This window comes from Pseudomonas sp. T1.Ur (assembly GCF_023516725.1).
Taxonomy (GTDB): Bacteria; Pseudomonadota; Gammaproteobacteria; order Pseudomonadales; family Pseudomonadaceae; genus Aquipseudomonas; species Aquipseudomonas alvandae.
Window position 1 is genome coordinate 2,921,045 of sequence record NZ_JAMGSN010000001.1, and the last position, 24,116, is coordinate 2,945,160.

Below are 24,116 nucleotides of genomic sequence, written 5' to 3' on the forward strand. Positions count from 1 at the left end.
AGACGCGACATGGCCGGCCACTATAAGCCGGTGGTCGTTGCACAGGCGAGCTTGTGATAGCGGTATTCCATCGGCCGCCTTCGCGAGCAGGCTCGCTCCCACAGGGGTGTGGGTACACCTTGTCCATTGTGGGAGCGAGCCTGCTCGCGAAAAGGCCTTGGGCTTCAATAGTCAGATCACTGATGCTGCACCTGCACCATCGAGCTCACCTGCACCCGCGCCTGCATCTGCTCCGCCCCGCCACCTCGGCGCATGCCACGTACCGGACAGGCGTCGAGGTAATCAAGGCCAACCGCCAACTTCAAATGGCGGTCGGGACGAACCAGACGATTGGTCACGTCGAAGCTGTACCAACCGTCATCCAACCAGGCCTCGGCCCAGGCGTGACTGGCCAAATGGTTCTCGTCCTCGGTGCACAGGTAGCCGGACACATACCGCGCCGGCACGCCGAGGCTGCGGGCGCAGGCCACGAATGCATGGGCATGGTCCTGGCAGACCCCGGCACCACCGGCAAACGCCTCGGCGGCCGTGCTGCTGACGGCCGTCGCGCCGGGGCTGTAGGGCATGCGGTCGGCCAGGCCGTTCATCAAGTTGCCCAGCGCCGATCGATCTCGCCGGTCTCCACATTGTTCCATGGCGAAGGCGCTGAGACTGTCATCCGCCAGGGAGAGTCGGCTGGTGCGCAGGAATGGCAGCGGTGACTGGTCATCGGGCTCCATCTCCACCGCCTGGTTGATCTGCACCTCGCCATAGGCGGTCAATATCAGCGCGCCGTGGGGCTCGTCCATGGTCATCACGTGGAGGATGTTGCCATAGGGGTCAAGCTGGCTACGCACCAGTCGCGGCAGTTCCAGGTGCCATTGCAGGATGCGCTGGCGTGGGGTGTCCCGGGGCGTCAGGCGCAGGAACTGGATGCTGGTGCAGACTTCATCGGCGTAGCTGTAGGTGGTGTCGTGGCGTATGGACAGTTTCATACCACCTCCAGATAGGACTCGTGGACGGTCTGGCCCAAATGACGGATCTGGCCAATGAGTTCGGTCAACCACTGGTGCAGGCCCGACGCAAGGATCTCGTCGATTCCGGAATACCGCAGCCGTGCATTTAACTCCGCGGCCAGGCGCTGGGCCGGTCGGCCGTTGTTGCCCGGCAGGCTAGCGAGGATATGGTCAAGCTCCTCGATGCAGGCGTGCAGCGAGCGCGGCACGTCGGCCCGCAGCAGCAACATCTCGGACACCTGCTCGGCATTCGGCGCGTTGCGGTAGATCTCGTTGAACGCCTCGAACGAAGACAATGCCCGCAGCAAGGCACTCCACTGGTAATAACCACGCGCGGAGTTATCGCTGACCTCCTCCGATTCCTCGCCGAACATTTCGTAGCGTGCGTCCAGCAGGCGCAAGGTGTTGTCGGCGCGTTCGATGAACGTCCCCAGGCGAATGAAACAGTAGGCATCGTTGCGCATGATCGTGCCCGACGTCGCGCCACGGAACAGGTGCGAGCGCTCCTTCACCCACTCGCAGAAATGACTGATGCCGTAGCGGCCGAGGCCGTTGCTGGCAATGTTGCGCATTTCCAGCCAAGTGGCGTTGATGTTTTCCCACATGTCGGCGGTGATGCGCCCGCGCACGGCATGGGCGTTGGTCCGCGCCGCCCGCAGACAGCTATAGATGCTGCCGGGGTTGGTTTCATCCAAGGCGAAAAAGTGCAGCATGCGCTCGGTGTTGAGCGCGTCATAGCGGGCGTTGTAGTCATCCAGCGTACCGGCGGCCAGCAGCGACATCGCCAACTCGGCCTGGCCGTCGCCGCGTCCGGCCTGGGGCATCAGCGACAGCGAATAGCTGACCTCGAGCATGCGCGCCAGGTTCTCGGCGCGCTCCAGGTAGCGGGACATCCAATAGAGGTCCGAAGCGGTTCTTGAAAGCATGTCTTAATCCTCCACTACCCAAGTGTCCTTGGTGCCGCCGCCCTGGGACGAGTTCACCACCAGCGAGCCTTCGCGCAGCGCCACGCGGGTCAGGCCGCCGGGCACCAGGCGAGTCTCCTTGCCGGACAGCACGAACGGACGCAGATCGATGTGGCGCGGGGCGATGCCGCTTTCGACAAAGGTCGGGCAAGTAGACAGGCTCAAGGTCGGCTGGGCGATGTAGGCCTCGGGGCGAGCCTTGAGGCGCGCGCGGAAATCTTCGATCTCCGCCGCGGTGGCAGCCGGCCCGACCAGCATGCCGTAGCCGCCGGAGCCTTGGGTTTCCTTGACCACCAGGTCCGGCAGGTTCGCCAGGACATGGGACAGGTCCTGGGGTTTGCGGCACTGCCAGGTCGGCACGTTCTTCAGGATCGGCTCTTCGGTCAGGTAGAACCGAATCATCTCGTCGACGTAGGGGTAGATCGACTTGTCATCCGCCACGCCCGTGCCGACGGCGTTTGCCAGCACCACATTGCCTGCACGGTAGACCGCGATCAGCCCGGGCACGCCGAGCATGGAGTCGGGGTTGAAGGACAACGGATCGAGGTAGGCATCGTCCAGGCGACGGTAGATCACATCCACCTGCTTGGGCCCGGCGGTGGTGCGCATATAGACGTGGTCGTCGCGCACGAACAGGTCCGCGCCCTCCACCAGCTCCACGCCCATTTCCCGAGCCAGGAACGCATGCTCGAAATAGGCGCTGTTGAAACGCCCTGGAGTCAGGACCACGGCAGTCGGGTTGTCCAGCGGGCTGGAGCTCTTGAGGGTATCGAGCAACAGGTTCGGATAATGATCGATAGGCGCCACGCGCTGGGCGGCGAAGAGCTCGGGGAACAGGCGCATCATCATCTTGCGGTCTTCGAGCATGTAGCTCACGCCACTGGGCGTGCGCAGGTTGTCTTCCAGCACGTAGTAGCTGCCATCGCCGTCACGAACCAGATCAACGCCAGCGATGTGGGCGTAGATGCCTCGGTGCAGGTCCAGGCCCTGCATCGCAATCTGATACCCCTCGTTGGCGAGCACCTGCTCAGCCGGAATGATGCCTTCCTTGAGAATGCGCTGGCCGTGGTAGATGTCGGCCAGGAACATGTTCAGGGCCTGGACCCGCTGGATGCAGCCACGTTCGACGGTTTGCCATTCGCTGGCCTTGATGCTGCGGGGGATGATGTCGAAGGGGATCAAGCGCTCGGTGCCCTGCTCGTCCCCATATAGAGTGAAGGTGATGCCGGCCCGATGAAACAGCAGGTCGGCTTCGCGGCGGCGTTGCTCCAGCAACTCCAGCGGCGTGTCCGCCAGCCAGCGCGAGAAAGCTTGGTAATGCGGGCGGCAGTCACCCTTGGCGTCGTACATTTCATTGAAAAAAGCGTGGGGCATAGCCAACTCCAAGCCGTGTCGTACACGGCATTTCTTATTACGTCGTCATTCCACCAATGCGGCCTTGCCTAGTTTGTGAGCCCTGGTTCTTCGAGTACCTCGTCAGGCATGGGTCTCTGATTCAGGCCTTTGCGTCCGGATGACGTGCGCCCCCTTTTATCTCTGCGTATCGAATCTCCTGTTCGTCGGGTTGTCGTGGAGCCGAAGCAAGGGCTGTGCCTAAGTGCGGCCGATCGAGGCGATGCTGGAAAAACCGACGCGAAACGGCGAAAAAGCGAAATTTATTTTCGATTTTGCGACGAAAAAGAATTTTCAGGCTGAAACGCTTATCCCGATTTCAGGCGTCGACATTGCAAACGGGTCGAATCGGTGCAGACAAACGGGAAGTCGAGGCCGAACGCCCCGAAAAGGGGAAATTAATACCCATTCACTGTAGCTGCGAATTTCCTGTGGCGAGGGGATTTATCCCCGCTGGGTCGCGCAGCGACCCTCCGATGAGCTACCTGGATGCTCCTGACGGATCGAGCTGTTTGGGGTCGCTTCGCAACCCAGCGGGGATAAATCCCCTCGCCACAAGAGCCCTATCTCCTCGAACCCCAGCCTTCCGTCGCCTCCCTTCGAACAAATTCAAAGTGGACGCTTGCACGAACAGTATTATGGTATACCATCATACGCACAGACACTTCTCATCTCCCACGGAGCAGCTCATGAGTTTCGAAATTCGCAAGATCGTCAGCTATGTCGAAGAAACCTTCATCGAAGGCGGCAAGGCCACCGACAAGCCGGTGACCATGGTCGGGCTGGCGGTGGTCATGAAGAACCCTTGGCTGGGCCGTGGTTTCGTCGAAGACCTGAAACCGGAAATCCGCGCCAATTGCTCCGACCTCGGTGCGCTGATGGTCGAGCGCCTGGTGGGCATCATCGGCGGTGCGGAAAAAATCGAAGCCTATGGCAAGGCCGCGGTCGTTGGCGCCGACGGTGAAATCGAGCACGCCTCGGCCGTGATCCACACCTTGCGCTTCGGCAATCACTACCGCGAAGCGGTTAAGGCCAAGAGCTACCTGAGCTTCACCAACAAGCGCGGCGGCCCCGGCACTTCGATCCAGATCCCGATGATGCACAAGGACGACGAAGGCCTGCGCTCGCATTACATCACCCTGGAAATGCAGATCGAAGACGCACCGCGCGCCGACGAAATCGTCGTGGTGCTGGGCTGCGCCGACGGTGGTCGCCTGCATCCGCGCATCGGCAACCGCTATATCGACCTGGAAGAACTGGCGGCCGAAAAGGCGCAGTGATCCAGCCGAAGCAACCACAATAAAAAAGGCATGCAGGAGCGCTCCATGATTCGGCTCACCGCTGAACTCACCCCGGCCGGCACCAGTTACCTGGCAACCGGCCAAGGCCAGCCCGTGGTTTTGATCCACGGCGTGGGCCTGAACAAAGAAATGTGGGGCGGCCAGGTCGTTGGCCTGGCCACGAATTACCGCGTCATCGCCTATGACATGCTCGGCCATGGCGCCAGCCCGCGTCCCGCCGCCGGCACCGACCTGCTCGGCTACGCCGACCAGTTACTGGAGTTGCTGGATCATCTGCAGTTGCCCCAGGCCACGGTCATCGGTTTTTCGATGGGAGGCCTGGTGGCGCGGGCGTTCGCCTTGCATTACCCGCAGCGCCTGCAAGGCCTGGTGGTGCTCAACAGTGTGTTCAACCGCAGCGCCGAACAGCGCGCCGGGGTCATTGCCCGCACGGCGCAAGCCGCCGAGCACGGCCCGGACGCCAACGCCGAGGCCGCCCTGTCGCGCTGGTTCAGCCGTGAGTACCAGGCCGCGAACCCGGCGCAGATTGCCGCGCTGCGCCAGACCCTGGCCCAGAACGACCCCCAGGGCTACCTGACCACCTACGAACTGTTCGCCACCCAGGACATGTACCGCGCCGAAGACCTGGGCAGCATCCAGGTGCCGACCCTGATCGCCACCGGTGAACTGGACCCTGGTTCCACCCCGCAAATGGCCCGGCAACTGGCCGAGCGAATTCCCGGCGCGACAGTTGCCGTGCTCGCGGAACAGCGGCATATGATGCCGGTAGAGTCGCCGCGCCTGGTCAACCAGTTGTTGCTGGAATTCCTCGACACGGCCAGCACCCGACAAAATTCAATAAAGGGGATCGTTGCATGACACTCACACGCTTTTCGATGTGCATCGGCGGTGAATGGGTCGATGCGCTGTCCGGCAAGACCTTCCAGAGCCTGAACCCGGCGCTCGCCGAGCCCTGGGCCGAGTTGCCCGATGCCGGCGAAGCCGATGTCGATCGCGCCGTAAACGCCGCCCAAACCGCTTTCGACAGCCCGGCCTGGCGCGGGCTGACCGCCACCGCGCGCGGCAAGCTGCTGCGCCGCCTCGGTGACCTGATCGCCGAAAACAAGGAGCAACTGGCCCAGCTCGAAAGCCGCGACAATGGCAAGCTGATCCGTGAGACACGCGGCCAGGTCGGTTACCTGCCGGAGTTTTTCCACTACACCGCAGGCCTGGCCGACAAGCTCGAAGGCGGCACCCTGCCCCTCGACAAGCCGGACCTGTTCGCCTACACCGTGCACGAAGCCATGGGTGTGGTCGCGGCAATCATTCCGTGGAACAGCCCGCTGTACCTCACCGCCATCAAGTTGGCCCCGGCACTGGCGGCCGGCAACACCATCGTGATCAAGCCGTCCGAGCACGCCTCGGCGACGATCCTGGAACTGGCCCGCCTCGCCTTGGAAGCCGGGATTCCACCAGGCGTGGTCAACGTGATCACCGGCTACGGCCCGAGCACCGGCGCCGCCCTCACCCGCCATCCGCTGGTGCGCAAGATTGCCTTCACCGGCGGCGCCGCCACGGCCCGCCACGTGGTACGCAGCAGCGCCGAGAACTTTGCCAAGCTGTCGCTGGAACTGGGCGGCAAATCCCCCAACATTATCTTTGCCGACGCCGACCTCGACAGCGCCATCAACGGTGCGATTGCCGGGATCTACGCGGCCTCTGGCCAAAGTTGCGTCTCCGGCTCGCGACTGCTGGTGCAGGACGAAATCTACGACGAATTCGTCTCGCGGCTGGTGGAACGCGCCCAGCGCATCCGCATCGGCAACCCCCAGGAAGACGCCAGCGAAATGGGTCCCATGGCCACCGCGCAGCAACTGGCCGTGGTCGAAGGCCTGGTGGCCGACGCCATCGCCGAGGGCGCGCGCCTGCGCCTGGGTGGCAAGCGTCCGGCGCACCTGGGCGAAGGCTGGTTCTACGAACCGACCCTGTTCGAATGCGACCGCAACTCCATGAAGATCATGCAGGAAGAAGTCTTCGGCCCGGTGGCCTCGGTGATTCGTTTCAAGGACGAAGCCGAAGCCCTGGCGATCGCCAACGACTCGCAGTTCGGCCTCGCTGCCGGCATCTGGACCCGCGACCTGGGCCGCGCCCATCGCCTCGCCCGGGATGTGCGTTCCGGGATCATCTGGGTCAACACTTACCGTGCGGTGTCGGCCATGGCGCCCATCGGCGGGTTCAAGAACAGCGGCTACGGGCGCGAGAGCGGCATCGATTCGGTGCTGGCCTATACCGAGCTGAAAACGGTATGGATCAACCTTTCCCAGGCCCCCATGCCTGACCCGTTCGTGATGCGCTAGGAGTCCTGAGAAATGATCGAACCCGGCATCTACAAAGAAGTCATGAGCTCCTTCCCGTCTGGCGTCACGGTGGTGACGACGCTGGACCCGGACGGCAATATCGTTGGCATCACTGCCAGCGCCTTCAGCGCGTTGTCCATCGACCCGGCGCTGGTGCTGTTCTGCCCCAACTACGCCTCCGACACCTACCCGGTGTTGCGCGACAGCAAGCAATTCGCGATTCATTTGCTGTCCGCCGACCAGACCGCCGAAGCCTATGCCTTCGCCGGGAAAGGCAAGGACAAGGCCAAGGGCATCGATTGGCACCTGAGCGACCTGGGCAACCCGCTGCTGGGCAAAGCCACGGCGATCATCGAATGCGAACTGTGGCGTGAATACGATGGCGGTGATCACGCGATCATTGTCGGCGCGGTGAAGAACCTGATCCTGCCCGAGCAACCGGTCACGCCGATGATCTATCACAAAGGCAAGCTCGGGCCGCTGCCCACACTGGCCTGACGGCTCCACCCGCCCTCCTCTGGGAGCGAGCCTGCTCGCGAATGCGGTCTGACATTCAACATTGATGTCGACTGACACGAAGCTTTCGCGAGCAGGCTCGCCCCACCGGTGAAGTAGCGCAGCCAAACTTTATTCTTTCCCCAGGAGCCGGCATGAGCCCAGCAGCCTCGCAACTGTTCCGCCAGCAAGCCTACATCGACGGCCAATGGCTGGAGGCGCCCGACGGCGCCCATCAGGACATCTACAACCCGGCCACCGGCGAAAAAATCGGCCAGGTGCCGAACCTCGGCGCCGCACACGCCCGTCAAGCCATCGAAGCGGCCAACAAAGCCTGGCCAGCCTGGCGCGCACTGACCGCCAAGGCGCGCAGCCAGATCCTCAGGCGCTGGCACGACTTGATGATCGAAAACGCCGACGCACTGGCCGAAATCCTCACCCTCGAGCAAGGCAAGCCGCTGGCCGAAGCCAAGGGCGAAATCCTCTACGCCGCGAGTTTCATCGAGTGGTTCGCCGAAGAAGCCAAGCGCCTCTACGGCGACACCATCCCCAGCCACAAAAGCGACGCACGCATTGTGGTGAGCAAGGAACCGATCGGCGTGGTGGCGGCCATCACCCCATGGAATTTCCCGGCGGCGATGATCACCCGCAAGGCCGGCCCGGCGTTGGCAGCCGGTTGCCCGTGCATCGTCAAGCCGGCGCCGGAAACGCCTTTCTCCGCATTGGCCATGGCGGCTTTGGCGGAACAGGCCGGCATTCCGCCAGGCATCTTCAACGTCATCACCGGCGATGCGATTGCCATCGGTGGCGAGCTGACCGCTAACCCGCGGGTGCGCAAGCTGTCCTTCACCGGTTCTACCGCCATTGGCAAATTGCTGATGGCACAGTGTGCGCCAACGCTGAAAAAAGTCTCGCTGGAACTGGGCGGCAACGCGCCCTTCATCGTGTTCGACGACGCCAACCTGGAGCGAGCCGTGGAAGGCGCGCTGATCGCCAAGTTCCGCAATGCCGGGCAGACCTGCGTCTGCGTCAACCGCTTCCTGGTCCAGGCCGGTATCCATGATGCCTTTGTCGCGCGCCTGGCCGAGCGCGTGGCTCAGTTGAACGTTGGCAGCGGCTTTGAGCAAGGCGTCAGCCAGGGCCCGCTGATCAACGAGCGCGCCGTGGCCAAAGTCGAGGACCACGTGCAAGACGCCCTCGCCCAAGGCGCCCGATTGCTCTGCGGCGGTAAACGGCACGCCTTGGGCCATGGCTTCTTCCAGCCCACCGTCCTGGCCGGCGTCACCGCGCAAATGAAAGTCGCCCGGGAAGAAACCTTCGGCCCCTTGGCGGCGGTCTTTCGCTTCGACTCCGTGGCCGAGGCGGTGCAGATGGCCAACGATACCGAGTTCGGCCTCGCCGCCTACTGCTACACCCGCGACCTGGGCCGTGCGTGGCGCATGAGCGAAGCCTTGGAATACGGCATGGTCGGCATCAACGAAGGGTTGATTTCCACCGAGGTCGCGCCGTTCGGCGGCATCAAGTCCTCCGGCCTGGGCCGCGAAGGCTCGAAGTACGGCATCGACGATTACCTTGAGCTCAAGTACACCTTGATGGGTGGCCTCGACGATTTTGGGAGCACGCCACGATGAGCAACGAAAAATACGAACAGGGACTGAAAATTCGCACCCAGGTATTGGGCGAGGCCTACGTCAACCGCTCCATCGAGAACGCCGACGACTTCACCCGGCCGTTGCAGGAAATGGTCACCGAATATTGCTGGGGCCACGTCTGGGGTCGCGAGGGTTTGTCGCTCAAGGAGCGCAGCATGATCAACCTGGCGATGATCTCGGCGCTCAATCGCCCGCATGAACTCAAGCTGCATGTGCGCGGCGCCTTGCGTAACGGCCTGAGTCGTGAGCAAATACGCGAAATTCTGCTTCAGGTCGGCATTTATTGCGGCGTTCCCGCTGCCGTAGACAGTTTCCGGCTTGCCCGCGAAGCCTTCGCCGAAGCCGACGCCGAGGCCCCCAGTCAACCCTCGGCTGTTTGAACTGAACGAGCATGGATGTTTTGCCCGTTTTGCATGGACAGCCACATTACAGAGCGGACCCCATGAAACGCCTGCCACTCGACGACAGCTTCAAGGTCAATCGCAACCCCGTCACCCTGCGCGAGATCGTGCTGGATAAATTGCGAAGCGCCATCATGAACTTCCAGTTGCTGCCGGGCGATCGCCTGGTCGAGCGCGACCTGTGCGATCGCCTGGGCGTGAGCCGCACGTCGGTGCGCGAAGCCCTGCGTCACCTTGAGTCCGAAGGGCTGGTCGAATTCGCCGATGCCAAGGGCCCACGCGTGGCGATCATCACCCTGGCCGATGCCGGCGACATTTATGAACTGCGTTGCGTGCTCGAAGGCCTGATCGTCCAGCTGTTCACCCTGCGGGCCAAGGCCAAGGACATCAAGGCGCTGGAAAAGGCCCTGGAAGAAAACCGCAAGTCTCTCAAGGATGGCGAACTGCAACAGGTACTGGATTCGGTCCAGGGCTTCTACGACGTGCTGCTCGAAGGCTCCGGCAACCATGTCGCCGCCACCCAGCTGCGCCAGTTGCAGGCACGCATCAGCTACCTGCGGGCCACGTCGGTGTCCCAGGAAAACCGTCGCGGCAGCAGTAACCAGGAAATGGAGCGCATGGTCGAGGCGATCAAGAGCGGCGATCCACTGGCGGCCCACCAGGCCTGCGTCGACCACGTGCGCGCCGCTGCCAAGGTCGCGCTGGAATACCTCAAGCGCAAGCAGGAAGAAACCGGCGACATCCCGGAAATCACCGCGCCCATCGCGCTCAAAGAACCTCGCATAGGACGCTGATCATGTTCAGCCCGAGCTTTTGTCCAAAGTGCGGCGGCGCTGATTTGAGTCAGCGCCTGCCAGCGGGCGATACCCATGAGCGGCTGATGTGCGGCGGCTGCGGCTACATCCATTACGTCAACCCGAAGATCATTGCCGGCTGCATCATCGAGCAGGACGGCAAATACCTGTTGTGCCAGCGCGCAATCCCGCCGCGCCCCGGCACCTGGACATTGCCGGCCGGTTTCATGGAAGGCAACGAGACCACCGAACAGGCGGCGCTGCGCGAAGTCTGGGAAGAAACCGGCGTACGCGCTGAAATCGTCTCGCCCTATTCGATTTTCAGCGTGCCGACAATCAGCGAGGTGTACATCATCTTCCGCGCCATCGCGCTGGAGATCACCGGCCAGTTCGGCCCGGAAACCCTCGCCTGCCAGTTCTTCGCCCCGGAAGACATTCCGTGGGACAGCATTTATTACCCGGCCATCCGGCAGATCCTCGAACGCTATATCGAGGAACGCCAGGCCGGGGTCTATGGCATCTACATGGGCAACGACGACAGCGGCAAGATCCACTTCATCCGCTGACCCGGTAGGCGCTGGCGAAGCCTGCGATCTTTTGATCTTGATCTTTCGCTTGGGACTCAACCGTCTGGGGAAAGATCGCAGCCTCGTTGCACTCGGCAGCTCCTACGCAGCTTCTACACACCTCCTGACGCCCCTGTAGGAGCTGGCGAAGCCTGCGATCTCTTGATCTTGATCTTGATCTTTCGCTTGGGACTCAACCGTCCGGGGAAAGATCGCAGCCTCGTTGCACTCGGCAGCTCCTACGCAGCTCCTACGCAGCTTCTACACACCTCCTGACGACCCTGTAGGAGCTGGCGAAGCCTGCGATCTCTTGATCTTGATCTTGATCTTTCGCTTGGGACTCAACCGTCCGGGGAAAGATCGCAGCCTCGTTGCACTCGGCAGCTCCTACGCAGCTCCTACGCAGCTTCTACACACCTCCTGACGACCCTGTAGGAGCTGGCGAAGCCTGCGATCTCTTGATCTTGATCTTGATCTTTCGCTTGGGACTCAACCGTCCGGGGAAAGATCGCAGCCTCGTTGCACTCGGCAGCTCCTACGCAGCTCCTACGCAGCTTCTACACACCTCCTGACGACCCTGTAGGAGCTGGCGAAGCCTGCGATCTTTTGATCTTGATCTTGATCTTTCGCTCGGGACTCAACCGTTTGGGGAAAGATCGCAGCCTCGTTGCACTCGGCAGCTCCTACGCAGCTTCTACGCAGCTTCTACACACCTCCTGACGACCCTGTAGGAGCTGGCGAAGCCTGCGATCTCTTGATCTTGATCTTTCGCTCGGGACTCAACCGTCCGGGGAAAGATCGCAGCCTCGTTGCACTCGGCAGCTCCTACGCAGCTCCTACGCAGCTCCTACAGTTCCTACACCGTTTTCACGCCCTCGACGATGATCACTTCGGCCTGCGCCACGCCCGCGCGGTGCTTCTTCGCCTCCTGATATTGCGCCGAGTGATAGCAGGCCAACGCCTGTTCATAGGAATCGAATTCGATCACCACGCTGCGCTGCGGCGTGGCCCTCCCCTCCATCGCCTCACTGCGCCCGCCCCGGGCCAGCATTCGCCCGCCATACAAGGCAAACGCCGCCGGCGCCCGCTGGGTGTATTGGCTGTATTGATCGGGGTCGGTGACATCCACATGAGCAATCCAGTACGCCTTCATAGTGACCTCTCGGTTTGTTTTGTATTATGGTATACCACATTGACGTTCCAGCAAGCCCATCAACAAAGAGAGCCCGACATGGCCTTTAACAGCATTCAGGAAATCATCGAAGACTACCGCCTGGGCAAGATGGTGTTGCTGGTGGATGACGAAGACCGGGAAAACGAAGGCGACCTGCTGCTGGCCGCCGATTGCTGCAACGCCGGGGCCATCAGCTTCATGGCCCGGGAAGCCCGTGGGTTGATTTGCCTGACCCTGACCGACGAGCATTGCCAGCGCCTGGGTCTCGAGCAGATGGTGCCGAGCAACGGCAGCGTGTTCAGCACGGCGTTCACCGTGTCCATCGAGGCCGCCATTGGCGTGACCACCGGCATTTCCGCCGCCGACCGGGCACGCACCGTCGCCGCCGCCGTGGCCGCCGATGCCGGGCCCAGCGACATTGTGCAACCGGGGCACATCTTCCCGCTGCGGGCCAAGGAAGGCGGCGTGCTGACCCGCGCCGGGCACACCGAAGCCGGCTGCGACCTGGCGCGCCTGGCGGGCTTCACACCGGCCTCGGTGATTGTCGAAGTGATGAACGACGACGGCACCATGGCCCGTCGACCGGACCTGGAGATTTTCGTCCGCAAGCACGGCATCAAGATCGGCACCATCGCCGACCTGATCCACTACCGCCTGAGCACCGAGCACACCGTGGTGCGCATCGGCGAGCGGGAATTGCCGACGGTCCACGGCACCTTCCGCCTGTTCACCTTTGAAGACCGCATCGAAGGCGGTGTGCACATGGCGATGGTCATGGGCGACATTCGCCGGGAGGAACCGACCCTGGTGCGCGTGCACGTGATCGACCCGCTGCGCGACCTGGTCGGCGCCGAGTACAACGGCCCTTCCAACTGGACGCTCTGGGCGGCACTGCAACGGGTCGCCGAAGAAGGCCGTGGCGTGGTGGTGGTGCTGGCGAACCATGAGTCCTCCCAGGCCCTGCTTGAGCGTGTGCCGCAGCTCACCCAACCGCCCCGCCAGTTCAGCCGTTCCCAATCGCGCATCTATTCTGAAGTAGGCACGGGCGCACAGATTCTGCAGGACCTGGGCGTCGGGAAACTGCGGCACCTGGGTCCGCCGCTCAAGTACGCAGGATTGACCGGGTATGACTTGGAGGTGGTGGAGAGTATTCCTTTTACCGAATAGGCCACGGCAACACACATCCCGTGTGGGAGCGAGCTTGCTCGCGATGGCAAAGGATCTGTCGACATCGATAGCGACTGACACACCGCAATCGTCGGATCGCCGCCCGGAGCAAGCTCGCTCCCACAGGGGTTCATGAACATAGAAAAAATCCGCTCCAGACAGATAGCCGGTACGGCAAAGTGCTTGCAGAAAGTTTGGAATACCATAATATGATATTCCATAGACCGAAGATTCCAGCCATCCCCTTGGCACGGTCATTGGCAAGACCGATTGACCCAAAGCTCCCGATAAGTGGGCGAACAGAAGCCCACTCAATAAACACAACAATGAGGGCGTGAAAATGGTGTTGAAGAAAAGTGCAGCCGCAATGCTTTTTGCCGGTCTGCTGAGTGTCACCAGCCAGGCGACGATGGCCGCTGAAAGCGTCAACTTCGTCAGTTGGGGCGGCAGCACCCAGGACGCGCAGAAACAGGCCTGGGCCGACCCGTTCAGCAAGGCGAGCGGCATCACCGTGGTCCAGGACGGCCCGACCGACTACGGCAAGCTCAAGGCCATGGTCGAAAGTGGCAACGTGCAGTGGGACGTGGTCGACGTCGAGGCCGACTTCGCCCTGCGCGCCGCCGCCGAAGGCCTGCTCGAACCCCTCGACTTCTCGGTCGTACAGCGCGACAAGATCGACCCGCGCTTCGTCTCCGACCACGGCGTCGGCTCCTTCTACTTCTCGTTCGTACTTGGCTACAACGAAGGCAAGCTCGGTTCGGGCAAGCCCCAGGACTGGTCCGCGCTGTTCGACACCAAGACCTACCCCGGCAAGCGCGCCCTCTACAAATGGCCAAGCCCTGGCGTGCTGGAACTGGCCCTGTTGGCCGACGGCGTGACTCAGGACAAGCTCTATCCCCTGGACCTGGACCGCGCCTTCAAGAAGCTCGACACCATCAAGAAAGACATCGTCTGGTGGGGCGGCGGCGCCCAGTCCCAGCAGTTGCTCGCGTCCGGCGAAGCCAGCATCGGCCAGTTCTGGAACGGTCGTATCTACGCCCTGCAACAAGACGGCGCGCCGGTTGGCGTAAGCTGGAAACAGAACCTGGTCATGGCCGACATCCTGGTCATTCCAAAAGGCTCGAAAAACAAGGCCGCCGCCATGAAGTTCCTGGCCAACGCCAGCAGCGCCAAGGGCCAGGCCGATTTCTCCAACCTGACCGCCTACGCGCCGGTCAACGTCGACAGCATCGCACGCCTGGATTCGGTGCTCGCCCCCAACTTGCCGACCGCCTACGCCAAGGATCAGATCACGCTTGATTTTGCGTACTGGGCCAAGAACGGTCAGGACATTGCGACACGGTGGAACGAATGGCTGGTCAAATGAAAATGACGGCAGCGGCAACCCCTCGCACCGGGAGCGCCACCGGCGCTGCCGGTTCGGCAAGCGCCGCGACCGTGACGTCGAAACAGATGCCGTCCCTGGCACAACGCTGGCGGGGTGCGGGCAACCTGCTCCCCGCCCTGCTGTTCCTCGGCCTGTTTTTCCTGGCGCCGCTGATCGGCCTGCTGCTGCGCGGGGTGCTGGAGCCGGTGCCGGGCCTGGGCAACTACGAGCAACTGTTCGCCAACTCGGCCTACGCCCGGGTGCTGTTCAACACCTTTTCGGTGGCCGGGCTGGTGACGCTGTTCAGCCTCTTGCTGGGCTTCCCGCTGGCCTGGGCGATTACCCTGGTGCCCCGTGGCTGGGGCCGCTGGATGCTGAACATCGTGCTGCTGTCGATGTGTACCAGCCTGCTGGCCCGCACCTACTCCTGGCTGGTGCTCCTGCAAGCCTCCGGCGTGGTGAACAAGGCGTTGATGGCGCTGGGCATCATTGATCAGCCGCTGGAGATGGTGCACAACCTCACCGGAGTGGTGATCGGCATGAGCTACATCATGATCCCGTTCATCGTCCTGCCTTTGCAGGCGACCATGCAGGCCATCGACCCGATGATCCTGCAGGCCGGTTCGATTTGTGGCGCCAGCCCCTGGACCAACTTCTTCCGGGTGTTCCTGCCGCTGTGCCGGCCGGGGCTGTTCTCGGGCGGGTTGATGGTGTTCGTGATGTCCCTCGGTTACTACGTGACCCCGGCGCTGCTGGGCGGCGCGCAGAACATGATGCTGCCTGAATTCATCATCCAGCAGGTGCAATCGTTCCTCAATTGGGGCCTGGCCAGTGCCGGCGCAGCCTTGTTGGTGGCGATCACCCTGGTGTTGTTCTACTTCTACCTGAAGCTCCAGCCGGAATCCCCGGTCGGCGCCAGCAACGCGAGGTAAGCCGCCATGCTCCTGACTCCCAATGCCATGAGCCGGCGCATGCGGTTCGGCCTCTATTTCACCACGGGCGTGATCGCGTTGTTCCTGCTGTTGCCGATCGTGTTCATCGTGCTGCTGTCATTCGGCTCGTCCCAGTGGCTGGTGTTCCCGCCACCGGGCTGGACGTTCAAATGGTACGGCCAGTTCTTTTCCAACCCGGACTGGATGAGCGCCGCGCTGACCAGCCTCAAGGTCGCGGTGCTGACCACCGTCTGCGCCGTCGCCCTCGGCCTGCCTACTGCGTTTGCCCTGGTGCGCGGACGCTTTCCGGGCCGGGAAATGCTCTACGGCCTGTTCACCCTGCCGATGATCGTGCCGCTGGTGATCATCGCGGTGGCGGTGTACGCGTTGTTCCTCAAGCTCGGCTACACCGGGACGATGTTTGCCTTCGTGGTCAGCCACGTCATCGTCGCGTTGCCGTTCACCATCATCTCGATCATCAACTCGCTCAAGCTGTTCGACCAATCCATCGAGGACGCGGCGGTGATCTGCGGTGCTTCGCGCCTGCAAGCGGTGTTCAAGGTGACGTTCCCGGCGATTCGCCCGGGCATGGTCGCCGGGGCGCTGTTCGCGTTCCTGGTGTCGTGGGACGAGGTGGTGCTGAGCGTGATGATGGCCAGCCCGACCCTGCAAACCTTGCCCGTCAAGATGTGGACCACCCTGCGCCAGGACCTGACGCCTGTGATCGCCGTCGCTTCGACGCTGCTGATCGGCCTCTCGGTATTGGTGATGGTGATCGCCGCCGCCCTGCGCCGGCGCAATGAAATCAGCGCCTGAGCGCCTAGGAGAACACAATGAGTGCCGTCAAAGACCCCGCACAGCAGAACAACAAGACCCTGGTCAGCCTGCGCAACCTGAACAAGCACTACGGCGATTTTGCCGCCGTGGACGATATTTCCCTGGAAATCCAGGACGGCGAGTTCCTGACCTTCCTCGGCTCCAGCGGCTCGGGCAAGAGCACCACGCTGTCGATGCTGGCCGGGTTCGAGACCCCCAGCAGCGGCGAAATCCTGGTGGACGGCAAATCCCTGGTCAACGTGCCGCCGCACAAGCGCGACATTGGCATGGTGTTCCAGCGCTATTCGCTGTTCCCGCACCTGTCGGTGCGCGACAACATCGCCTTTCCCCTGGCGATCCGCAAACTCGCGGCGGCTGAACGTGATCGCCGCGTCGATGCAATGCTCAAGCTGGTTCAGTTGGAACAGTTCGCCCATCGCCGCCCTTCGCAGCTGTCCGGCGGCCAGCAGCAACGCGTGGCGATTGCCCGGGCGCTGGTCTACGAGCCACGCATCCTGCTGATGGACGAACCCCTCGGCGCCCTGGATAAAAAGCTCCGCGAAGACTTGCAAGACGAGTTGCGCCAACTGCATCGGCGCCTGGGCATCACCATCGTCTACGTCACCCATGACCAGGAAGAAGCCATGCGCCTGTCCCAGCGCATCGCGATTTTCAGCCACGGCAAGATCGTCGGCCTGGGCAGCGGCTATGACCTCTACCAGAACCCGCCGAACGCCTTCGTCGCCTCGTTCCTGGGCAACTCCAACTTCCTCAAGCTCAAGGCCCAGGGCAATGCCGCGGCGACCTTCGAAGGCCAGTCGCTGTCGATCCGCCTGACTGCCGGCCTGCAAGTCGAACAGGATGTGTTGCTGATGGTGCGCCCGGAAAAAGCCTTGGCCCTGAGCGTCGAACAAGCCAGCCAGGACGCCCTGCCGGCCGGCTGGAACGAAGTCGCGGCCAAGGTCGTGGAAGTGCTGTTCCTCGGCGAAAGCCAGACTTGCAGCGTGGTCACCTCCGGCGGCACCGCCATGACTGTCAAGGCGCTGTCCGCCGCTGGCATGCCGCTCAGGGCCGGCGACCCGGTGCGCGTGCGCTGGGCCACCGCCGATGCTTGCGTCTACACCCAATGGGCCGAGAGCGACCTGAACAAGGCCGCCGGCGCTCACTGAAGAACACTGGGTCATAACCGCCTGCGGGCGAGGATTGCGAAAATGATCGATGCCAACGTTTACAAACAAGTCATGGGCTCGTTTCCGTCCGGCGTGACGGTGATCACCACCCTCGACGATGACGGTCAAATCGTCGGCCTGACCGCCAGCGCCTTCAGCTCGTTGTCGATGGAACCGGCCCTGGTGCTGTTCTGCCCCAACTACAGCTCCGATTCCTATCCGGTGCTGATCAAGAACAAGCGCTTCGCCATCCACCTGCTGTCCGGCGGCCAACAGAACGAAGCCTATGCCTTTGCCCGCAAAGGCAAGGACAAGGCCCAGGGCATCGACTGGACCCTGAGCGAACTGGGCAACCCGCTGCTGGGCAACGCCACCGCCATCATCGAGTGCGAACTGTGGCGCGAATACGAAGGCGGCGACCACGCCATCATGGTCGGCGCGGTGAAGAACCTGATCGTGCCGCAACACACACCGGGACCGCTGGTTTATTGCCACGGCAAGATGGGCGCCCTGCCCGTCCTCGCCTGAACCGATCGTCAACAAGACAAGAAGAGAAAGCGCCATGAAATTTTCTTTGTTCGTACACATGGAGCGCTGGGACGAAAGCGTCAGCCATCGCCAGTTGTTCGAAGACCTGAGCGAGCTGACCCTGATGGCCGAGGCCGGTGGTTTCAGCACCGTGTGGATCGGCGAACACCACGCCATGGAATACACCATTTCGCCAAGCCCGATGCCACTGCTGGCGTACCTGGCCGGCAAGACCACCACCATCCACCTCGGCGCTGGCACCATCATCGCGCCGTTCTGGCACCCGCTGCGGGTGGCGGGCGAATGCGCGTTGCTGGACGTGATCAGCAATGGCCGCATGGAAGTCGGCCTGGCCCGGGGCGCCTATCAGGTGGAGTTCGACCGCATGGCCGGCGGCATGCCCGCCTCCTCCGGCGGCCAGGCCTTGCGGGAAATGGTCCCGGTGGTCCGTGCCCTGTGGCAGGGTGATTACGCCCACGACGGCGAGATCTGGAAATTCCCCACCTCCACCAGCGTGCCGAAGCCGATCCGCAAGCCCCATCCGCCGATGTGGATCGCCGCTCGCGACCCCGACTCCCATAACTTCGCCGTCGCCAATGGCTGCAACGTGATGGTCACGCCGCTGATGAAGGGCGACGAGGAAGTCCTCGACCTGAAGAACAAATTCCAGGCCGCCCTGGACAACAACCCTGACGTGCCGCGCCCGCAACTGATGGTGCTGCGCCACACCCACGTGCATGCCGTGGACGATCCCGAAGGCTGGAAAGTCGGTGCCCAGGCCATCTCGAAGTTCTACCGCACCTTCGATGCCTGGTTTGGCAACAAGCAGGCACCGGTCAACGGCTTCCTGGCGCCGAGCCCGGAAGAGAAGTTCGCCGAGCGTCCGGAATTCCAGCTGGAGAACATCCGCAAGAACACCATGATCGGCACCCCGCAGCAGATCATCGAGCGGATCAAGTATTACCAGGAACTGGGCGTGGACGAGTTCAGCTTCTGGTGCGACAACAGCCTGTCCCATGCCGAGAAAAAGAAATCCCTGGAGCTGTTTATCCAGCAGGTAGTGCCGGCGTTTCGCTGATCCTGTGGGAGCGAGCTTGCTCGCGAAGGCGTCGAGTCAGTCAAATCATCGTTAACTGACACTCCGCTTTCGCGAGCAAGCTCGCTCCCACAGGGGATCGGTGGCGTACTCAAATCTTGAGACCACCCAAAAACAACTGTGGGAGCGAGCCTGCTCGCGAAGGCGTCGAGTCAGTCAAATCATCGTTAACTGACACTCCGCTTTCGCGAGCAAGCTCGCTCCCACAGGGGATCGGTGGCGTACTCAAATCTTGAGACCACCCAAAAACAACTGTGGGAGCGAGCTTGCTCGCGAAGGCGGCCTGAAGCCAGAAACAAAAATGCCCGGACATTGCTGTCCGGGCATTTTTGTTGGCGCGCCGTGATCAGAACGTCACGCTGGCACTCAACTTGGCGGTACGCGGCTCGCCGACGTTGACCTGCAGCGGGCTGCCGGTGGACGACGGGTAGTACTGCTTGTCGAACAGGTTATCGACGTTCAACTGCAACGATGTCTTGTGCCCGAACACCGGCGACTCCCAGCGCAGGAAAGCGTCGGCGACGGTGTAGCTGCTCATCCATAAATCGTTGGCCTTGTTGGCGGCCCGTTCGCCGACGTACCGTGCACCGGCACCGGCGTGCCAGGCGCCGAACTCAGCAGGCACATTCAGATGGTGACTCAGGTAAAGGCTGGCAGTGTGCTTGGGGGCGTCGGGCAGGCGGTGACCTTCGTCGTCCGGATCGTCGAGAATTTCCGTGTGGGTATAGGCATAGGTGCCGATCAAATCCCAGCGTTCGGCGAGGCGACCGGTGATGTCCAATTCCAGGCCCTGGGAGCCGACTTTACCGGCGGCTTCCGCAAGCGTCACGCCATTGACCGTGAAGGGAGTCACCACGTTTTTCTTCACAATATCGAACAACGCGAGGTTGATGTTCAAGCCCGGTAGCGGATCATACTTGGCGCCAATTTCATAGCTGCGGCCCTCTTCCGGATCGAAGACATTACCGGCGTCGTCCACATCATCATTGGGTTTGAACGATTTACTGTAGTTGCCATACAGCGACAACTCCTCGGTGGCTTTGTAGACCAGTCCGAGAAATGGCACAAAGGCGTCGCCGTTGTCATCGCGGTTCAGCTTGTACTTGCTGCCCAGACCTTGATCGCTGTATTGGTCGTAATGCTGATAACGTCCGCCAAATACCAGAATCCAACGATCATCCAGATGCCAGTTGTCTTTCAGGTACACGGAGCTGGAATTCAACTCGTTGCGCAGGTTGCTGTCGGTCGCGCTGATCACACTGGGCTCTGGCAAATTGCCATAAACCGGAGCAGTGATGTCAAAGCCTGGCTGCGGGCTGCCACGATAGGTCTTGCCCCGGTACTGATCGGAGACTTGGTTATCAACGCCAATCAGCAGATCATGGCGCTGGCCGAACAGTTCCTGTTTACCAATGAAATCCCAGCTGGCGTAACGGGTCTCGTCATCATAATGAGCGCCATTGGCCCTGCGGCGCAGAGTATTGCCTGCGAGCGTAGCCGGCTGCGCAATCGAAAGACTGTACCGGTCATTGTTCCAACCATAAGTCACCCGCGTCTTCCACGCGTCAGTCAGCTCATACTCGAACCGCGCAGTCGCCGTCTCACGAATCCCGACGCTCTTGGCCCAAGGCTCGTCCAGGCGCTTGTCGTAATCGATATCGGCCGGATGCCCATTGGTGAACACCGTGCCCCGGTCAAACGGATTGGAATATTCGTTGTACTCATAGCTCAAGTTCAACGAAGCACGATCCCCCGTCCAAGCCAGCGATGGCGCCACCAGCGTGCTCTCGTTGACGCCGTAGTTGCGCCAGTAATCCTCATGGCCGCGCTCGGCGATCAGGCGATAGGCCAATCCCGTGTCGCCCAAGGGGCCAGTGGTGTCCACGGCCAGGGTGCCGCCGCCTTCGCTGTAGGCGGAACCGCTCAGCGTGGTGCTCTGGGTGTACTCGGGCTTCTTGCTGATGACGTTGACCAGCCCGCCGGGTTCCAGGGCGCCGTACAACATCGAGGCCGGGCCCTTGAGCACTTCGACCCGCTCGGTGGTGGCGCTGAAGTTGTGGCCCAGGTTGGAGCGCACGCCGTCGCGCAGGATCGAGCCGTCATCGTTGGTGCCGAAGCCGCGCTTGACCAGCGAGTCCCGCGAGCCGCCGAGGGTGTTGCCCTGGCTGACGCCGCTGACGAACTTCATCGCGTCTTCCAGCGAGCGCACCTGATAATCCGCCAGCGTTTGCTGGGTCACCACGTTGATCGACTGCGCCTCTTCCTTGATCGGTACATCGCTCTTGCTCGCCGTGCTGGCTTGCGATGCCGTGTAGCCTTCGTCCTGAATGATCCGACTGCCTTGCACATCCGTAGTGGGCAGTTCGAGGGTGTCCTGCGCCCTCAAGGGGCTTGCCATGAAACAGCAGGACAGCGCGGGTAAAACACATTTGACGAGGGCGTTGCGGTAAGCGAGAGGGGTGGAACGATTCAAGACGCTGCACTCAAGGACGGGTTGTGAATGAGAGCGAATATACTTTGAGAATCATTCCCAGTAAATCTTTTGTATCAAATGATTATCGGCGTGATCCTTTGTGGGAGCGAGCTTGCTCGCGATGGCGATAGATCGGTTTCATTGATGTGGAACGTGCCGCCGCTATCGCGAGCAAGCTCGCTCCCACAGGATTTATTGCCAAAGTGATATCAAATCGCCCCGCTGCCCTAAAGCTTTGCCGTGAGCGGTCGAATGTATTCCATTAAGTGATTTTTTTCGCAGGAGCAGCGGCATGCAGACGTTAAAGGCCTTGTACGAGTCTATCGAGATGCAGTTTTTCGATACCCTCACCAAAAAGCTTTCAAGCCTTTTCCTGTTGGTCGCCGTCAGTGGGCTGTTGTATTGGGTGGCCCTCAGCGCCCGCGCCGATATCCTCCTGCAGCTGCGCGCGGCCCAGTTGGACGCGGCGCTGCTGGCGCAAATCGAAGGCCGGCTCGACAGCCTCACCCATGCCCTGCTCTTCGGCACGGTCCTGACGCTGGGCATGATCAGTTTCATGGTCTGGTATTTCCGCCACCTCATCGTGCGCCCCGTCACGGCGATGACCAAGGCCCTGGAAGAGATCGCCAATGGCGAGGGCGACTTGTCCAAGGACCTGCCGCTGGTCACCCACGATGAAATCCGCACGCTGGCCGCGACCTGTAACCGCTTCCTGGCCAAGCAGCGCGAGATCATCAGCAACGTCCAGGCGTTGACGGTGCACATCGCCGTCGAGTCGGCCCGTTCGCTGAAGAACATCAGCGACTCCAGCGACAGCGCGACCCACCAGGCGCGTTTCGCCAAGGAAGTGATGGAGCAGAGCAATACCGCCGTAGGCCGTATCGAAGAGGTGTCGCGCCAGACCCAGGGCATCTCCGGCACCACCGCGCAGAACCTGAGCATGGCCCGTGACTCCTACGCCGAACTGCTGGAAGTGACCGGCAACATCAGTGAGATTTCCAGCAGCCTCGGCGAATTCGCCGGGCTGGTGGACGCCCTTAACCAGCGCTCCTCGAGCATCAAGTCGATTGTCGGCCTGATCCAGCAGATTTCCGCCCAGACCAACCTCTTGGCGCTCAACGCCGCCATCGAAGCCGCGCGTGCCGGGGAAAGTGGCCGTGGCTTTGCCGTGGTGGCCGATGAAGTGCGAACCCTGGCGCAGAACGTCAGCCGGGCCACCGACGACATCTCGCGCAACATCGACGCCATGCTCCAGGAAGTCAGCTCGACCCACGAGCAAACCACCCAGATCAGCCACAGCGCCCGGGAAACCCAGAAAGTCGTGGAGCGTGCGTCCGGTCATTTCGAAAGCATGATCGTCGACTTCGAATCCACCAACGGCAAGCTGGCCGACATTGCCGATCACATCCAGCAATTCGCCGACACCAACACCGGCATCAACGAACGCGTCACCCAGATCCACGCCGACAGCCAGTCGATCGACCAGCGCATGCAGCAATCGGCCACCGCCACCCGCGACCTGTCCGGCGTGGCCGAGAAAGTCCAGACACTGCTGGGCCGCTTCGTGCTGGGCCACGGCAAGCTGGACGCCGCCATTACCCGCGCCAGCGAATGCCGCGACACGCTGCAGCTTCATCTGCAGGCGCTGCAGGACGAAGGCGTTAACCTGTTCGACCAGAATTACCAACTGATTCCGGGCACCGATCCCAAGCAGTACATGACCAGTTATACCGAGCGCTTCGCCCGGGTCTGCCAGGAGGAATGCGACAAGCTCACCCGCAGCACGCCGGGCGGCAAGGTCTCGTTCATTGTCGATACGAAGGGTTATTGCCCGGTCAACAACAGCTGGGTCTCCAAGCCACCGACCGGCGACCGCGCCGTCGACCTGCCGGTGTGCCGCAACAAGCGGATCTTCAACGACCCGATCGGCCTGCGCGCGGCGGGCAACGTCCAGCGCTTCCTGCTGCAGACCTACCTGCGCGACACCGGCGAAATCATGACCGAGATCGACGTGCCCTTCTTCTTCGGCGGCCGTCACTGGGGCAACTTGCGGGTAGGTTTCGATGCGGCGGTGTTGCTGGCGGACTGATCAGAGGATCAAGCCAGACAATGATCCGTGGCGAGGGAGCCTGCTCCCGCTCGGCTGCGCCCGCAGGAGCTGCCGAGTGCAACGAGGCTGCGATCTTTCCGCCACTCATTGAGTCGTGAGCGAAAGATCAAGATCAAAAGATCGCAGGCTTCGCCAGCTCCTACAGAGCCCGGTGGCTCATGCAAATCTTGAGATCCCGTAAAAACAACTGTGGGAGCGAGCTTGCTCGCGAAGGCGCCGGGTCAGCCAAATCATCGCTGGCTGACACTCCGCTTTCGCGAGCAGGCTCGCTCCCACAAGGGATCTAGCGGGTACGCAAATCCTGAAGCCAACCCAAAACAACTGTGGGAGCGAGCTTGCTCGCGATGGCGCCGGGTCAGCCAAATCATCGTTGGCTGACACGCTTTCG

General features: G+C 62.0%; 21 protein-coding genes. 16 read left to right on the forward strand and 5 right to left on the reverse strand.

Translation table 11 applies throughout. The features are described 5' to 3' along the window. Positions 1-176: 176 nt before the first annotated feature. The 3 genes from M8Q45_RS12965 to M8Q45_RS12975 are packed head-to-tail and all read right to left on the reverse strand — an operon-like array spanning position 177 to position 3,334. The gene (locus M8Q45_RS12965; protein WP_181290193.1) at positions 177-974 is read right to left on the reverse strand and encodes a transglutaminase family protein; all 798 of its coding nucleotides are present in this window, start codon (positions 972-974) and stop codon (positions 177-179) included. Further along, positions 971-1,921, reverse strand: coding sequence for an alpha-E domain-containing protein (locus M8Q45_RS12970; protein WP_030142556.1), 951 nt, complete (start codon positions 1,919-1,921; stop codon positions 971-973). The genes M8Q45_RS12965 and M8Q45_RS12970 overlap by 4 nt, the downstream gene beginning before the upstream one ends. Before the next feature lie 3 nt (positions 1,922-1,924). Further along, entirely contained in the window at positions 1,925-3,334 is a 1,410-nt protein-coding gene (locus M8Q45_RS12975; RefSeq protein ID WP_249875081.1) for a circularly permuted type 2 ATP-grasp protein, read from the reverse strand. Positions 3,335-4,041: 707 nt separating this feature from the next. Between M8Q45_RS12975 and M8Q45_RS12980 the strand changes: the two genes are divergently transcribed. From M8Q45_RS12980 to M8Q45_RS13015, 8 genes are all read left to right on the forward strand, one after another. After that, entirely contained in the window at positions 4,042-4,632 is a 591-nt protein-coding gene (locus tag M8Q45_RS12980; protein WP_047226613.1) for an amino acid synthesis family protein, read from the forward strand. A gap of 45 nt (positions 4,633-4,677) precedes the next feature. Then, entirely contained in the window at positions 4,678-5,511 is an 834-nt protein-coding gene (locus M8Q45_RS12985; protein ID WP_249875082.1) for an alpha/beta fold hydrolase, read from the forward strand. After that, entirely contained in the window at positions 5,508-6,989 is a 1,482-nt protein-coding gene (locus tag M8Q45_RS12990; RefSeq protein ID WP_249875083.1) for an aldehyde dehydrogenase, read from the forward strand. Before M8Q45_RS12985 ends, M8Q45_RS12990 begins: the two co-directional genes overlap by 4 nt. Before the next feature lie 12 nt (positions 6,990-7,001). Then, on the forward strand, positions 7,002-7,487 hold the full coding sequence (locus tag M8Q45_RS12995) for a flavin reductase family protein (protein WP_030142561.1): 486 nt from the start codon (positions 7,002-7,004) through the stop codon (positions 7,485-7,487). Positions 7,488-7,639: 152 nt separating this feature from the next. Continuing rightward, positions 7,640-9,115 carry an NAD-dependent succinate-semialdehyde dehydrogenase gene (locus M8Q45_RS13000; protein WP_249875084.1) on the forward strand — a complete coding sequence of 492 codons (1,476 nt, stop codon included), beginning with the start codon at positions 7,640-7,642 and terminating at the stop codon, positions 9,113-9,115. Next, on the forward strand, positions 9,112-9,516 hold the full coding sequence (locus tag M8Q45_RS13005; RefSeq protein ID WP_249875085.1) for a carboxymuconolactone decarboxylase family protein: 405 nt from the start codon (positions 9,112-9,114) through the stop codon (positions 9,514-9,516). The genes M8Q45_RS13000 and M8Q45_RS13005 overlap by 4 nt, the downstream gene beginning before the upstream one ends. A gap of 62 nt (positions 9,517-9,578) precedes the next feature. After that, positions 9,579-10,331 carry a GntR family transcriptional regulator gene (locus M8Q45_RS13010; protein WP_249875086.1) on the forward strand — a complete coding sequence of 251 codons (753 nt, stop codon included), beginning with the start codon at positions 9,579-9,581 and terminating at the stop codon, positions 10,329-10,331. A 2-nt stretch (positions 10,332-10,333) separates the two neighbouring features. After that, the gene (locus M8Q45_RS13015; RefSeq protein WP_249875087.1) at positions 10,334-10,897 is read left to right on the forward strand and encodes an NUDIX hydrolase; all 564 of its coding nucleotides are present in this window, start codon (positions 10,334-10,336) and stop codon (positions 10,895-10,897) included. A gap of 856 nt (positions 10,898-11,753) precedes the next feature. On the opposite strand, the gene M8Q45_RS13020 is transcribed toward M8Q45_RS13015, so the two are convergent. Next, positions 11,754-12,050, reverse strand: a complete 297-nt coding sequence (locus M8Q45_RS13020) for a DUF1330 domain-containing protein (protein ID WP_249875088.1) — start codon at positions 12,048-12,050, stop codon at positions 11,754-11,756. Positions 12,051-12,128: 78 nt separating this feature from the next. Here M8Q45_RS13020 and ribBA point away from each other — a divergent pair, with 78 nt between their 5' ends. The 7 genes from ribBA to M8Q45_RS13055 all read left to right on the forward strand — a co-directional run bounded on the left by ribBA (position 12,129) and on the right by M8Q45_RS13055 (position 19,127). Then, the gene (gene ribBA, locus M8Q45_RS13025; protein ID WP_249875089.1) at positions 12,129-13,238 is read left to right on the forward strand and encodes a bifunctional 3,4-dihydroxy-2-butanone-4-phosphate synthase/GTP cyclohydrolase II; all 1,110 of its coding nucleotides are present in this window, start codon (positions 12,129-12,131) and stop codon (positions 13,236-13,238) included. A 340-nt stretch (positions 13,239-13,578) separates the two neighbouring features. Further along, positions 13,579-14,604 (forward strand): ABC transporter substrate-binding protein, encoded by a 1,026-nt coding sequence (locus M8Q45_RS13030; protein ID WP_249875090.1) that lies wholly within the window; start codon positions 13,579-13,581, stop codon positions 14,602-14,604. Continuing rightward, entirely contained in the window at positions 14,601-15,536 is a 936-nt protein-coding gene (locus tag M8Q45_RS13035; protein ID WP_249875091.1) for an ABC transporter permease, read from the forward strand. The genes M8Q45_RS13030 and M8Q45_RS13035 overlap by 4 nt, the downstream gene beginning before the upstream one ends. 6 nt (positions 15,537-15,542) lie before the next feature. Then, complete coding sequence (locus M8Q45_RS13040) at positions 15,543-16,352, forward strand: ABC transporter permease (protein ID WP_030142570.1); 810 nt, start codon at positions 15,543-15,545, stop codon at positions 16,350-16,352. Between the two features lie 17 nt (positions 16,353-16,369). After that, positions 16,370-17,521 carry an ABC transporter ATP-binding protein gene (locus tag M8Q45_RS13045; protein ID WP_249875092.1) on the forward strand — a complete coding sequence of 384 codons (1,152 nt, stop codon included), beginning with the start codon at positions 16,370-16,372 and terminating at the stop codon, positions 17,519-17,521. A 42-nt stretch (positions 17,522-17,563) separates the two neighbouring features. Beyond that, entirely contained in the window at positions 17,564-18,049 is a 486-nt protein-coding gene (locus M8Q45_RS13050; protein WP_249875093.1) for a flavin reductase family protein, read from the forward strand. A 34-nt stretch (positions 18,050-18,083) separates the two neighbouring features. Then, positions 18,084-19,127, forward strand: coding sequence for an LLM class flavin-dependent oxidoreductase (locus tag M8Q45_RS13055; RefSeq protein ID WP_249875094.1), 1,044 nt, complete (start codon positions 18,084-18,086; stop codon positions 19,125-19,127). Positions 19,128-19,491: 364 nt separating this feature from the next. On the opposite strand, the gene M8Q45_RS13060 is transcribed toward M8Q45_RS13055, so the two are convergent. Next, complete coding sequence (locus M8Q45_RS13060) at positions 19,492-21,543, reverse strand: TonB-dependent siderophore receptor (RefSeq protein WP_502940298.1); 2,052 nt, start codon at positions 21,541-21,543, stop codon at positions 19,492-19,494. A 367-nt stretch (positions 21,544-21,910) separates the two neighbouring features. Here M8Q45_RS13060 and M8Q45_RS13065 point away from each other — a divergent pair, with 367 nt between their 5' ends. Then, positions 21,911-23,707, forward strand: a complete 1,797-nt coding sequence (locus M8Q45_RS13065; RefSeq protein ID WP_249875096.1) for a methyl-accepting chemotaxis protein — start codon at positions 21,911-21,913, stop codon at positions 23,705-23,707. Positions 23,708-24,116 lie beyond the last annotated feature (409 nt).